Source organism: Mycobacterium sp. P4_H6 (assembly GCF_056400845.1).
Genome location: NZ_JBFUKN010000080.1, coordinates 1 through 11970, shown reverse-complemented (window position 1 = coordinate 11970; position 11970 = coordinate 1). Strand labels below are relative to the sequence as shown.

The window sequence follows — 11970 nt, the reverse complement described above, 5'->3', positions numbered from 1 at the left end:
GTAAACTCTGCGACCTGCGCGGACCACGCTGTATATGTAGACGATGCCGGTTTATTCGTTCGAAGGCCGTATACCCAGAATCGACCCGGAGGCATTCATTGCCCCCACGGCCACGCTGATCGGCGACGTCACGGTGGAAGCGGGCGCCTCGGTGTGGTTCAACACGGTGTTGCGCGGGGACTTCGCCCCGATCGTGATCCGCGCCGACGCCAACGTGCAGGACGGATCGGTGCTGCACGCACCGCCGGGCATCCCCGTCGACGTGGGACCGGGCGCCACCATCGGGCACGCCTGCGTCGTGCACGGCGCCCATATCGGTGCCGACGCCGTCATCGCGAACCACGCCACCGTGCTCGACGGCGTCGTCATCGGCGCCCGCAGCCTGGTCGCTGCGCACGCGCTGGTGACTCCGGGCACCAAGATCCCCGACGAAGTGGTGGTGGCCGGCGCGCCGGCGAAGATCCGCGGACCGGTCGCCGGAACCGGCGCCGAGAGGTGGGTGAAGACCAGCTCCGAGATCTACCGCGAGCTGGCGTTGCGCTACCGCGCGGGGCTCAAGGAGGTGTGAGCGCTACTGCTGGTTGTCGGCGAGGCCGATCCGCAGCGCGATCTGCTGCATCTTGCCGACGCTGGTGACGAACGGATCCGTGGTGACGTCCCCGTCGGCGCTCTGGAACTCGATCCGCACCAGTGCGGGACCCGCGGTGAACAACAGCAGGGTGACCGCCTTGTCCTCATCCGGGCGGGTACCCCGGATGAGGACGCCGCCCTGACCGACCCCGATCGGCTGCGGATCGCCGGTCACTTTCCTGGTGTTGACCGCCTGCTGGAGCGCGGCCGCAGCGGCCGCGTCGTCCGGGTAGATCAACACGGTGTCGATGATGGCGCGGGTGTCCTGCTCGTTGACGAAGAACGCGCTCGCACCCGCGTGACCGTCGGGCGAAGGCTCGCGGGAGCGCTCCACGAAGGTGTCGTCGGCGTCGGTGAGATCACCCGCCGTCAGCAGCAGATCCCGGTAGTCGGTGTCCTCGGGCGCCGCGGTCGCCGACGTGGTGGTGGAGCTGGTGGTGAACGCCGGCAGCGTCGGCGCCGGAGCGCTGGTCGCACCACCGCCGGGTTCGGCGGGTGCGCAGGCGCTGATGGTGACGGTGAGCAGGGCGGCGGCGGCAAAGTGTGATCGGGACAACATGTATGTGAAACTCAACAGCTCTTCTGGGTGTGCAGGATGAAATCGCCTACCACGGTACGCGACTGGCCGGCTCGATTCCCGGGCTGCTTCGCGCCGGCCCTACACCGGCTGCGCGCTGGCTGCCGCCTTGTCCAGCTCCCAGTACGCGCGCAGTGCGGCGATCTTGCCGTCGGCGTTCACCCGGTAGGTGAACACGCCCTCGGCGATGACCCGGTAGCCGCTCGCGACGATCACGATGTGGCCCGTGTTGGCTTCCTCGTCGCCGCAGACGTAGGACTTCTCGAAGTGGAACTCAAGCTCGCTGGGCGCAATCGCCATATCGAAGAACGCCGCGATGGCGTCCTTACCGCGATGGCCTTTGCCCTCCGGGTCGAAATGCGACGGCCCGATCGGGTCCTCGATGATCGCGTCATCGGCGAACAGGTCGAGCCAGGTCTGTTTGTCGCGGGCGACGGCCGCTTCCCGCGACCGCCGGCCCGCCAGGGTGACCGGGCGCTCCGTCATGCCGGTGTGGGCGCCGGCTTGTCGCTGGAGACGACCCACATCGAGTAGTACTGTGCGCCACCGCCATAGGCGTGACCAAGGGCCTTGCGTGCGCCGGGGACCTGGTGGTCGCCGGCCTTGCCCATCACCTGGATGGCCGATTCGGCGAACCGGATCATGCCGGACGCGCCGATCGGGTTGGAGGACAGCACACCCCCGGAGGCGTTGAACGGGATACGCCCGCCGATCGCGGTCTCGCCGGCCTCGGTGAGCTTCCAGCCCTCGCCCTCGGCGGCGAAACCGAGGCTCTCCAGCCACATCGGTTCATACCAGGAGAACGGAACGTAGACCTCGGCGGCGTCGATCTCGTCGATGGGTGAGGTGATCCCGGCGTCACGCCACAGTGCGGCCGCGGCATCGCGGCTGGCCTGCGGGTTCACCTGATCGCGACCGGCGTAGGCCAGCGGCTCGGTGCGCAACGCCGTGGCGTGGATCCACGCCACGGGATTTCCGTTCGCCAGATGCGCTTCCGCGGCTTCCTCGTTGCCGATCACCATGGCCGCCGCACCGTCGGACGACGGGCAGGTCTCGTCATAGCGGATCGGATCCCACAGCATGGGGGAGGCCATCACCTTCTCCAGGGTGATGTCCGGCTGGTGCAGATGAGCCAGCGGGTTCTTGGCGCCGTTGAGCCGGTCCTTGACCGCCACGATGGCGCCGATGTGATCGGGGGCGCCCGAGCGCCGGATGTACGCGCGGATGTGCGGAGCGAAGTACCCGCCCGCGCCTGCGCCCACCGGTTTGGTGAACGGCACCGGAATGCTCAACGCCCACATGGCATTCGATTCCGACTGCTTCTCCCAGGCCATCGTCAGCACGCGCTTGTACTTGCCCGACTGCACCAGGCTGGCCGCGACGATGGCGGTCGAGCCACCCACCGAACCGGCGGTGTGCACCCGGATCAGCGGCTTGTTCGTCGCACCGGTGGCGTCGGCCATGAACAGCTCGGGCATCATGACGCCCTCGAAGAAGTCGGGCGCCTTGCCGACCACCACGGCGTCGATGTCGTCGAACGTCGACCCGGCATCGACGAGCGCCCGGTCGATCGCCTCGCGCACGAGGCCGTTCATCGACACGTCATGGCGCTTGGCGACGTACTTGGTCTGCCCGGTTCCCAGCACCGCGGCCAAATTCTTTGATGCAGCCACTTCGCTACTTCCCTTCCAGCACGGCGACGAGATTCTGTTGCAGCGCAGGGCCGCTGGTCGCATGGGCCAGCACCCGCTGCGCGGAGCCGTTGAAGATGTGCTGAGCGGCGAAGCCGATGCGCTCCAAGCCTGCGGAGAACATCGGGTTGGCGGCCAGCGCGCCACCGGACGGGTTCACCTTCGTCTGCGACCCGAGCCCGATCGCCTCGGTGAGAATCAGCTGCTGGTGGGTGAACGGGGCGTAGATCTCGGCGATGTCGATCGAACCGGCGTCGCCTCCGGTGGCCGCCTTGGCCGAGGCCGCCGTCGACGGTGAGGTGGTCAGGTCACGGGCGCCCAGGATGGGTGTCTCGATGCGATGCTCGATACCCGTGATCCAGGCCGGGTTCTCCCGGAGTTCGCGGGCCCTGTCGCCGGAGGCCAGCACGATCGCGGACGCACCATCGGTGATCGGGGCAATGTCGTGGCGGCGCAACGGGTCGGCGAAGAACGGCCGGGACAGCAGCTCGTCGATGTCGCCGGTGACCTCCTCCCGGTCGGTGCGGCCTGCGGCGGCATAGGAGTCCAGTGCCACCTGGGCCATCTGCTCGGCGGTCCACGTGCCGGCGTCCAGCCCGGCGCGAGCCTGCAGGCCGGCCAGCGATACCGAGTCCGGCCACAGCGGCGCAACGGTGTAGGGGTCGGTCTGCAGGGCGAGCACGCGGCGCAGAGTGCCTGCCGAGGACTTGCCGAATCCGTACACCAGCGCGGTCTCGACCTGGCCGGTGAGCAGCTTGATGTAGGCCTCATAGAGCGCCCACGCGGCGTCCATCTCGACATGCGACTCGTTGATCGGCGGGATCGCGCCGATCGAGTCGATGGCCGAGATGAACGAGAAAGCGCGACCGGCAAGGTAATCCGAGGATCCCGAGCACCAGAACCCGATATCGGTCTGCTTGAGGCCGAGTTCTTCGTAGAGCTGGTGAAAACACGGCATCAGCATCTCGACGCCGTTGGTGGTGCCGTCGGTGCGGCGGACGTGGGGCGCGTGTGCGAAGCCCACCACTGCGATTTCTGTCATCAGTTCGGGCCCTTTACAGGTGGTGCTTGTAGGTGTCGTAGTCGGCATCGGGTTCGCCGTTGGGCTTGAAATAGTCGATGTTGTCGATGCCAAGGCCCCACTCCTCGCGGGGCTTCCACACCGCCTGCACGCGCATACCCATCCGCACATCGGCCGGATCGATCTCGACGACCAGGTGCAGGAACGGGATATCGGCACCGTCGAGCAACACATAGGCCGCGACATAGGGCGGTTTGATCCGCTGCCCGGGGAACGGGATGTTGATGATCGCGAACGTGGTGACCGTGCCCACGTCGGGCAGCTCGAGGAACTCATCGAGCGCCAAACCGGTTGCGGGATCGGCTTCCTTGGGCGGGAAGTAGACCTTGCCGGGCTTGCCGTCGCGCCCGCTCCGGCTCCGGCCGCCGAGCAGCTTGCCCTCCTCGAGTGCCTTGAGGAAGGTGGTCTCGGGCAGCGACGCGGTGTGCTGGATCTCGATGAAGCTGGGGCTCACCTGCACGGTGACCGGATCGCGGTCATCGGGCTGGCCCTCTGGTTCCGAGTCCTCTCCGGGGACGAACCAGGCGATATCGGTGATCGCACCGACCGGCTCGTCGATCCAGTGCGCGTGCACCCGGTCACCGGTCTTTATGGAGCCCTCCGGGGCGTCCACCGCGTGCAGCAGGGGGGTGTCTGCGCCGTCGAGTTTGATGAGCGCCCAGGCGAACGGCCGGTCCAGCGGCTGGCCCTCCAGCGGCGCCGGCTGCCAGGTCCAGGACTGCACCGTGCCGACGGCGCTGACGGGCACGACCTCGGTCAGGGCTTCGTAGGTGACCGGGTCATACTCAGCGGGTGGTACGTGCACCCGGCCGTCCGAACCGCGCACGCCGACGATGCGTCGTTCACGCAGTGCGGTGAAGAACTGAGATAGGAGCGGTCCGACTGAACGGGTGTAGTCGAATGAGAGTCTCAGCGGCGCCGAGAGGGGCCGCTCATGCTCGTCGATCTGCACCGGGCTGCTTTGGCCTGTGGTCACGGCATCGAGTAGAACAGGTTCTAAGAATGGTTTCAACCATGGGTCGAGAGGTGAGTTAGATGAAGTTGGGTCTTCAGCTCGGATACTGGGGCGCCAAGCCACCGACCGACCACGCCGAACTGGTCGCCACCGCCGAAGCCGAGGGCTTCGACACCGTCTTCACCGCGGAGGCCTGGGGCTCGGATGCCTACACCCCGCTGGCCTGGTGGGGCCGCGAGACCACCCGCATGCGGCTGGGCACCTCGGTGCTGCAGCTCTCGGCCCGCACCCCTACCGCGCTCGCCATGGCCGCGCTGACGCTGGATCATCTCTCCGGCGGGCGGCACATCGTCGGCCTCGGCGTCTCCGGGCCGCAGGTGGTCGAGGGCTGGTACGGCGCCAAGTTCCCCAAGCCGCTGGCCCGCACCCGCGAATACATCGACATTCTGCGCCAGGTCTGGGCCCGCGAGGCCCCGGTGCGCAGCGACGGCCCGCACTACCCGCTGCCGCTGACCGGCGAGGGCACCACCGGGCTCGGGAAGAACCTCAAGCCGATCACCCACCCGTTGCGCGCCGACATCCCGGTGATGCTGGGCGCCGAGGGGCCCAAGAACGTGGCCCTGGCCGCCGAGGTCGCCGACGGCTGGCTGCCCATCTTCTACTCACCGCGCATCGCGGGCATGTACAACGAATGGCTCGACGAGGGCTTCGCCCGGCCCGGCGCGCGGCGTACCCGGGAAACCTTCGAGATCTGCGCGACGGCACAGGTCGTCGTCACCGATGACCGGCCGGCCATCATGGAACTGATGAAGCCCCACCTGGCGCTCTACATGGGCGGGATGGGCGCCGAGGACACCAACTTCCACGCCGACGTGTATCGCCGGATGGGGTACTCCGAGGTCGTTGATGATGTGACCAAGCTGTTCCGCACCGACCGCAAGGACGAGGCGGCCAAGGTGATCCCCGATGAGCTCGTGGACGACTCGGCGATCGTCGGCAACCTCGACTACGTCAAGGAACAGATCGTCGCCTGGGAGGCCGCGGGCGTGACCATGATGGTCGTCGGCGCCCGATCGAGCGAGCAGATCAAGGATCTCGCCGCGCTGGTGTAACTCGCCGACTAGACACTTCCTTGCAAAGTGTCTACTGCGAGCCCTACATTGGGGCGCGTGACCCACGCCACATCCCAATACGTGATCGCGGGTGAAACCGTGACCATGCCCGTGCAGATCCGCCGGGCGACCCAGCACATGGCCATGTTCTCGGTCGACGCCGATGCCGCGCAGCGGATGATCGACTACAGCGGACTGCAGGTCTGCCGGTACCGGCGCGGGCGCGCCATGGTGATCCTGATGCTCATGCACTACGTCGACGGGGACCTCGGGCCGTATCTGGAATACGGCACCAATGTGATGGTGAACCCGCCGGGATCCACGGCGTCGGGTCTGCGGGCGCTGGGTGAGGCAGCGGCGTTCATCCACCACCTACCGGTTGACGGCGCGTTCACCATGGAAGCGGGCCGCCATATCTGGAGCTACCCGAAGGTCATGGCGGACTTCACGGTTCGTGAGGGCCAGAGCTTCGGCTTCGATGTGAACATCGACGGCCGGCACGCTGTGAGCATGGAGTTCCGCAAAGGACTGGCAGTGCCCGCGGCGTTGACGTCGAAACGGCAGGTTCATCCGACGTACTCGCATCTGGACGGGGTCACCCGCGAAACGGCGGGGGAGATGACGCTTTCGGGGGTGCGGTACCGGCCCGGGGGAGTGTCGGTGCGACTCGGCGGGCACCCGATCGGCCGGGAACTGGCCGCGCTCGGTTTGCCCAAACGCGCATTCCTCTCCAGTTCGGCTGAAAACGTACAAATGACATTCGGCGATGCCAAGGAGATTGCATGACTGAGGTTTTGACCGAGACGCGTCCCGATGTGGACCTGGCCGACGGCCGGTTCTACGCGGACGGCACGACCGCGCGTGAGGCCTACCGGTGGATGCGGGCCCACGAACCGGTGTTTCGCGACCGCACGGGGCAGGCCGCCGCGGTCAGCCATGCCGCGGTGCTCGACGCCGAGCGCAACCCCGAGCTGTTCTCCAGCGCCGGGGGCATTCGCCCCGACCAGCCCGGCATGCCGTACATGATCGATATGGACGACCCGTCACATCTGTTGCGCCGCAAGCTCGTCAACGCCGGCTTCACCCGCAAGCGGGTGATGGACAAGCTGCCGTCGATCGGCAACCTGTGCGACACCCTGATCGACGCGGTGTGCGAGAAGGGCGAGTGCGATTTCGTCCGTGATATCGCCGCCCCCTTGCCGATGGCCGTCATCGGCGACATGCTCGGCGTGCTGCCCCAGGAGCGCGATCTACTGCTCAAGTGGTCCGACGACCTGGTGTGCGGGCTGAGCTCCCACGTCGATGAGGCGACCATCAAGCTGCTGATGGACACCTTCGCCGCCTACACCGCGTTCACCATGGATGTGATCACCAAGCGGCGCGCCGAACCGACCGACGACCTGTTCTCGATCCTGGTCAACTCCGAGGTCGAGGGCTCGCGGATGGAGGACGCCGAGATCGTCATGGAGACGCTGCTGATCCTCATCGGCGGCGATGAAACGACGCGGCACACCCTCTCCGGCGGCACCGAACAGATTCTGCGCCACCGTGATCAGTGGAACCAGCTCACCGCCGATCCGGAGAAGCTGCCGATGGCGATCGAGGAGATGTTGCGCTGGACGTCGCCGGTGAAGAACATGTGCCGCACCCTCACCGCCGACACCGAGTTCCACGGCGCCCAGCTGCGCAAGGACGAGAAGATCATGCTGATGTTCGAGGGCGCGAACTTCGACGAGGAGGTGTTCGGTGACCCGGAGAACTTCCGGATCGACCGCAACCCGAACAACCACGTCGCCTTCGGCTTCGGCACACACTTCTGCATGGGGAACCAGCTCGCGCGCCTGGAGCTGAAGATCATGCTGGACAAGGTGTTACAGCGGCTGCCCGATCTGAGGCTGGCCGACGAGAACATGCTGCCGCTGCGGCCGGCGAACTTCGTCAGCGGACTGGAGTCCATGCCGGTGGTGTTCACCCCGACGAAACCCGTTCGGCCTTAACAACTCTCGCCTGCGGCACCGGGGCACCCGAGCTCCGGTGACCCAGGGGTTCCGCCGGTGGCCGATGCGGCGCGCTGCAGCAGTTCGTACAGCGCCGCCTGTTCCTCGCTGTCCATTGCCGCGAACAGTCGGTGCTCCAGGCGGGCCAGGGCAGTCTCGATCTCGGCGAGGCGATGTCCACCTGCCCGCGTCAGCACGACGGTGTGGCGCCTGCGGTCCTGCGGGGACCGGCGGCGCTCGATCAGCCCGGCCGATTCGAGTTCGTTGAGCAGCGCCACCACATTGGTCGGATCGATGCCGAGGCTTGCGGCGAGCGCGGCCTGACTGTGTTCGCCGAAGTCGCGCAACAGGGTCAGCCCGATGACGTGACGCGGACGCAGATCGAACGCGGCGAGCTCGGCCTCCGCGGCACCACGCAGCCTGCGCGCGAGCAGGTCCAGTAACGGCCCCACCAGCTGGTCGCGCACCGGACTGTCACTCACCTGGGCAAGAGTACGGGAATACACATATCGATCCCGTGGTATAGATAGTTTGTACTACACAAACGATCAGTAAGGGATCAGTTATGTCGCATCTGCTCCATATCGACTCGTCGGTCCAGGGGGACCGTTCGGTCAGCCGTCGTCTCACCGCCCGCGCCGTCGATCGCTGGCGGGCCGCCCATCCGGGCGGGACGGTGACCTACCGCGATCTGGCGGCACATCCGCTGCCACACCTGGACCCCAGCCGTTCGGCGCCGATCAGCGCCGAACTCGTCGACGAGATCAAGGCCGCCGACACGGTCCTGCTGGGACTGCCGCTCTACAACTACGGGCCGCCGAGCACGGTCAAGGCGTGGGTCGATCATGTCCTCGTGGACGGCCTGTCCGTCGACTTCGCCACCGGTCAAGGACTGCTGGCGGGCACCGAGCTGGTGGCCATCGAGACCCGCGGCGGCGGCTATGGCCCGGGCACGCCGCGTGAAGGCTGGGACCACGCCCAGGGCTGGCTGGCGCACACGCTGTCCATGACCGGATTGGAGTCTCGCTTCATCGTCGTGGAATTCACCCTGGCCGACACCAATCCGGCGATGGCCGAGCTCAAGGGGCTGGCGGCGCAGAGTCTCGCCGACGGCCAGGCGCAGATCGACCTGCTGTGGGAGGCCCGGGAGGTCGCCGTCTAGGGCCGCTTGTGTGAGGACTTTGCAAGAAAACCGGGCCATGTCGCGCAAAGGTTTCCCGTCGGCGGCGCCTCATCGCCCATGATGAGGCGATGACCACAGCGACACCGATCTCGACGCCGGCGCAGACCCGGCGGGCCATCTGGAACACCATCAGGGGGTCGTCGGGCAACCTCGTCGAGTGGTACGACGTCTACATCTACACGGTGTTCGCGTCGTACTTCGAGGGGCAGTTCTTCGATGAATCGGAGAAGAACTCGACGATCTACGTGTACGCGATCTTCGCCGTCACGTTCCTGATGCGTCCGGTCGGCTCCTGGTTCTTCGGCCGCTACGCCGACCGGCGTGGCCGGCGCGCCGCGCTGACGTTCAGTGTCTCTTTGATGGCGGCCTGCTCGATGGTGATCGCACTGGTGCCGTCGCAGGCCACCATCGGCATCGCCGCACCGGTCGTCCTGATCCTTGCCCGACTGGTCCAGGGATTCGCCACCGGCGGTGAGTACGGCACCTCGGCCACCTACATGTCCGAGGCGGCGACCCGCGAGCGTCGCGGCTTCTTCTCGTCATTCCAGTACGTGACGCTGGTGGGCGGGCACGTGCTGGCCCAGTTCACCCTGCTCGTCCTGGACACCGTGCTCACCGACGAGCAGCTGCGCGAATTCGGCTGGCGCATGGGCTTTGCCATCGGCGGTGTGGCCGCCGTCGTGGTGTTCTGGTTGCGCCGCTCGATGGACGAGTCGCTGTCCGAGGATCAGCTGGCCGCCATCCGGTCCGGCGAGGACACCGGCGCCGGCTCGATCCGCGAGTTGGCCACCCGGTACTGGAGGCCGCTGCTGCTGTGCTTCCTGATCACCCTCGGTGGCACCGTGGCGTTCTACACCTACAGCGTCAACGCCCCGGCGATGGTCAAGGCCACCTACAAGGACCAGGCGATGACCGCGACATGGATCAACCTGATCGGGCTCATCTTCCTGATGCTGTTGCAGCCCATCGGTGGCATCATCAGCGACCGGATCGGCCGCAAACCGCTGCTGGTCTTCTTCGGCATCGGCGGTGTCCTCTACACCTACGTACTGATCACCTATCTGCCGCAGACGCAGTCGCCGATCATGTCACTGCTGCTGGTGGGGGTCGGCTACATCATCCTGACCGGCTACACCTCGATCAACGCCCTGGTGAAGTCGGAGCTGTTCCCGGCGCGTGTGCGCGCACTGGGTGTGGGAGTCGGCTACGCGCTGGCGAATTCGATGTTCGGTGGCACCGCGCCGCTGATCTACCAGGCACTCAAGGCGCGCGATCAGGTGCCGTTGTTCATCGGCTACGTCACGGTGTGTATCGCGATATCGCTGGTGGTGTACCTGTTCTTCCTGAAGAACAAGTCCGACACCTACCTCGATCGCGAGCGGGGCTCGGCGTTCCTGCGGTGACGCTGAGGCCGGGCAGCCCAATCTAAGGCAGATCGGCTCCGAGGTCTACCGGAGTTCAGCCTGGTGCAGCTTCGGCCGCCCAGGCTGAATCACGGTAGGCGGATAGGCTCCTGTGCCGCCGCGCGAGGTAGCGCGCCGCTACTTCATCTGGAAGTTGGGCGGCCGCTTCTCGGCGAACGCCCGCGGACCTTCCTTGGCGTCATCGCTGAGGAACACCGGGATGCCGTTGGCGGTATCGGGCTTGAAGGCGTCGAGCTCGTGCATGCCCTCGGTGTCGCGGATGGTCTTGAGGATCGCCTGCACGGCCAGCGGGCCGTTGTTGTTGATGATCTCGGCGATCTCCAGGGCCTTCTCCAGCGCCGTGCCATCGGGCACCACGTGACCGATCAGCCCGTACTCCAGGGCCTGGGCCGCGGTGATGTGCCGGCCGGTCAGCAGCATGTCGCAGGCGATGGTGTATGGAATCTGGCGTACCAGGCGCACCGCCGAGCCGCCCATCGGGTACAGGCTCCACTTGGCCTCGGAGATGCCGAACTTGGCGCTCTCACCGGCGACCCGGATATCGGTGCCCTGCAGGATCTCGGTGCCGCCCGCGATCGCCGGCCCCTCGACCGCTGCGATGAGCGGCTTGGTGAGACGACGCCCCTTCAGCAGACCGTCGATTCGTGACGGGTCGTAGCTGCCGTCCTTGAACGAATCGCCCGGTGGTTTCTTGGTGGCGCCCTTGAGGTCCATGCCCGCGCAGAAGTAGCCGCCTGCGCCGGTCAGGATGCAGGTCCGGATCTCCGGATCGCTGTCCACGCGGTCCCAGGCCTCGACCATTATCGAGAGCATCTCGGTGGAAAGCGCATTGCGCGCCTCCGGCCGGTTCAGCGTCACGATCAGCGTGTGTCCGCGCTGCTCGATGAGGGCATCGGGTGTGCCGTCGGCCTCGCTCACGGGTGTCCGCCTTCCTGCTCGATGACAACTCGGACTTGTCACACTGCGCTACTTGAACAAAAATGTAACACGTTCTAGTTTAGGGGCATGGCCCTGAACATCGCCGATCTTGCCGAGCACTCAATCGACGCCGTCCCGGACCGCGTCGCCCTCATATGTGGTGACGAACAACTGACCTACGCCCAGCTCGAGGACAAGGCCAATCGTCTGGCCCACTACCTCCGGGACCAGGGTGTCAAGAAGGACGACAAGGTCGGTCTGTACTGCCGCAACCGGATCGAGATCGTGATCGGGATGCTCGGCATCGTCAAGGCCGGCGCGATCCTGGTCAACGTCAACTTCCGTTATGTCGAGGGCGAGCTGAAATACCTCTTCGACAACTCCGACATGGTCGCGCCGCGC

General features: G+C 66.5%; 14 protein-coding genes. 7 read left to right on the top strand and 7 right to left on the bottom strand.

Annotation, left to right across the window (positions count from 1 at the left end):
* The first annotated feature begins 43 nt into the window (after positions 1 to 43).
* Positions 44 to 568, top strand: a complete 525-nt coding sequence (locus AC1DTF_RS25330) for a gamma carbonic anhydrase family protein (protein ID WP_057167841.1) — start codon at positions 44 to 46, stop codon at positions 566 to 568.
* Positions 569 to 571: 3 nt separating this feature from the next.
* Here the strand turns inward: AC1DTF_RS25330 and AC1DTF_RS25325 are convergent, their stop codons facing one another.
* From AC1DTF_RS25325 to AC1DTF_RS25305, 5 genes are all read right to left on the bottom strand, one after another.
* A complete protein-coding gene (locus AC1DTF_RS25325) occupies positions 572 to 1189 on the bottom strand; it encodes a hypothetical protein (protein WP_477476069.1) in 618 nt (205 codons plus the stop codon).
* Between the two features lie 99 nt (positions 1190 to 1288).
* Complete coding sequence (locus AC1DTF_RS25320; RefSeq protein ID WP_057167840.1) at positions 1289 to 1693, bottom strand: nuclear transport factor 2 family protein; 405 nt, start codon at positions 1691 to 1693, stop codon at positions 1289 to 1291.
* A complete protein-coding gene (locus AC1DTF_RS25315; protein WP_477476082.1) occupies positions 1690 to 2862 on the bottom strand; it encodes a thiolase domain-containing protein in 1173 nt (390 codons plus the stop codon). The genes AC1DTF_RS25320 and AC1DTF_RS25315 overlap by 4 nt, the downstream gene beginning before the upstream one ends.
* A 22-nt stretch (positions 2863 to 2884) precedes the next feature.
* Entirely contained in the window at positions 2885 to 3940 is a 1056-nt protein-coding gene (locus tag AC1DTF_RS25310; protein ID WP_477476068.1) for a thiolase domain-containing protein, read from the bottom strand.
* Positions 3941 to 3953: 13 nt separating this feature from the next.
* Positions 3954 to 4955 carry a Zn-ribbon domain-containing OB-fold protein gene (locus AC1DTF_RS25305; protein WP_057167837.1) on the bottom strand — a complete coding sequence of 334 codons (1002 nt, stop codon included), beginning with the start codon at positions 4953 to 4955 and terminating at the stop codon, positions 3954 to 3956.
* 59 nt (positions 4956 to 5014) lie between these two features.
* Between AC1DTF_RS25305 and AC1DTF_RS25300 the strand changes: the two genes are divergently transcribed.
* From AC1DTF_RS25300 to AC1DTF_RS25290, 3 genes are all read left to right on the top strand, one after another.
* Positions 5015 to 6046, top strand: coding sequence for an LLM class F420-dependent oxidoreductase (locus tag AC1DTF_RS25300; RefSeq protein WP_057167836.1), 1032 nt, complete (start codon positions 5015 to 5017; stop codon positions 6044 to 6046).
* A gap of 105 nt (positions 6047 to 6151) precedes the next feature.
* The gene (locus AC1DTF_RS25295) at positions 6152 to 6832 is read left to right on the top strand and encodes an acetoacetate decarboxylase family protein (protein WP_477476081.1); all 681 of its coding nucleotides are present in this window, start codon (positions 6152 to 6154) and stop codon (positions 6830 to 6832) included.
* A complete protein-coding gene (locus AC1DTF_RS25290; protein WP_057167835.1) occupies positions 6829 to 8043 on the top strand; it encodes a cytochrome P450 in 1215 nt (404 codons plus the stop codon). The genes AC1DTF_RS25295 and AC1DTF_RS25290 overlap by 4 nt, the downstream gene beginning before the upstream one ends.
* On the opposite strand, the gene AC1DTF_RS25285 is transcribed toward AC1DTF_RS25290, so the two are convergent.
* Positions 8040 to 8525: a MarR family winged helix-turn-helix transcriptional regulator gene (locus AC1DTF_RS25285; protein ID WP_235571207.1), complete on the bottom strand. Its 486-nt coding sequence runs from the start codon at positions 8523 to 8525 to the stop codon at positions 8040 to 8042. The genes AC1DTF_RS25290 and AC1DTF_RS25285 overlap by 4 nt on opposite strands.
* An 83-nt stretch (positions 8526 to 8608) precedes the next feature.
* On the opposite strand from AC1DTF_RS25285, the gene AC1DTF_RS25280 reads away from it, so the two are divergent.
* A complete protein-coding gene (locus AC1DTF_RS25280; RefSeq protein ID WP_477476067.1) occupies positions 8609 to 9205 on the top strand; it encodes an FMN-dependent NADH-azoreductase in 597 nt (198 codons plus the stop codon).
* 89 nt (positions 9206 to 9294) lie between these two features.
* The gene (locus AC1DTF_RS25275; protein WP_477476066.1) at positions 9295 to 10629 is read left to right on the top strand and encodes an MFS transporter; all 1335 of its coding nucleotides are present in this window, start codon (positions 9295 to 9297) and stop codon (positions 10627 to 10629) included.
* Between the two features lie 138 nt (positions 10630 to 10767).
* Here the strand turns inward: AC1DTF_RS25275 and AC1DTF_RS25270 are convergent, their stop codons facing one another.
* Positions 10768 to 11568 carry a crotonase/enoyl-CoA hydratase family protein gene (locus tag AC1DTF_RS25270; RefSeq protein ID WP_477476065.1) on the bottom strand — a complete coding sequence of 267 codons (801 nt, stop codon included), beginning with the start codon at positions 11566 to 11568 and terminating at the stop codon, positions 10768 to 10770.
* Between the two features lie 87 nt (positions 11569 to 11655).
* On the opposite strand from AC1DTF_RS25270, the gene AC1DTF_RS25265 reads away from it, so the two are divergent.
* Positions 11656 to 11970: AMP-binding protein (locus AC1DTF_RS25265; protein ID WP_477476064.1), on the top strand; the 315-nt coding region annotated here is incomplete at its 3' end.

Bases quoted from the DNA above. Each gene is read 5' to 3' on its own strand.
- AC1DTF_RS25295 (WP_477476081.1), top strand. From the start codon at position 6,152: ATGCCCGTGCAGATCCGCCGGGCGACCCAGCACATGGCCATGTTCTCG.
- AC1DTF_RS25275 (WP_477476066.1), top strand. From the start codon at position 9,295: ATGACCACAGCGACACCGATCTCGACGCCGGCGCAGACCCGGCGGGCC.
- AC1DTF_RS25320 (WP_057167840.1), bottom strand. From the start codon at position 1,693: ATGACGGAGCGCCCGGTCACCCTGGCGGGCCGGCGGTCGCGGGAAGCG.
- AC1DTF_RS25300 (WP_057167836.1), top strand. From the start codon at position 5,015: ATGAAGTTGGGTCTTCAGCTCGGATACTGGGGCGCCAAGCCACCGACC.
- AC1DTF_RS25290 (WP_057167835.1), top strand. From the start codon at position 6,829: ATGACTGAGGTTTTGACCGAGACGCGTCCCGATGTGGACCTGGCCGAC.
- AC1DTF_RS25330 (WP_057167841.1), top strand. From the start codon at position 44: ATGCCGGTTTATTCGTTCGAAGGCCGTATACCCAGAATCGACCCGGAG.
- AC1DTF_RS25280 (WP_477476067.1), top strand. From the start codon at position 8,609: ATGTCGCATCTGCTCCATATCGACTCGTCGGTCCAGGGGGACCGTTCG.
- AC1DTF_RS25325 (WP_477476069.1), bottom strand. From the start codon at position 1,189: ATGTTGTCCCGATCACACTTTGCCGCCGCCGCCCTGCTCACCGTCACC.
- AC1DTF_RS25310 (WP_477476068.1), bottom strand. From the start codon at position 3,940: ATGACAGAAATCGCAGTGGTGGGCTTCGCACACGCGCCCCACGTCCGC.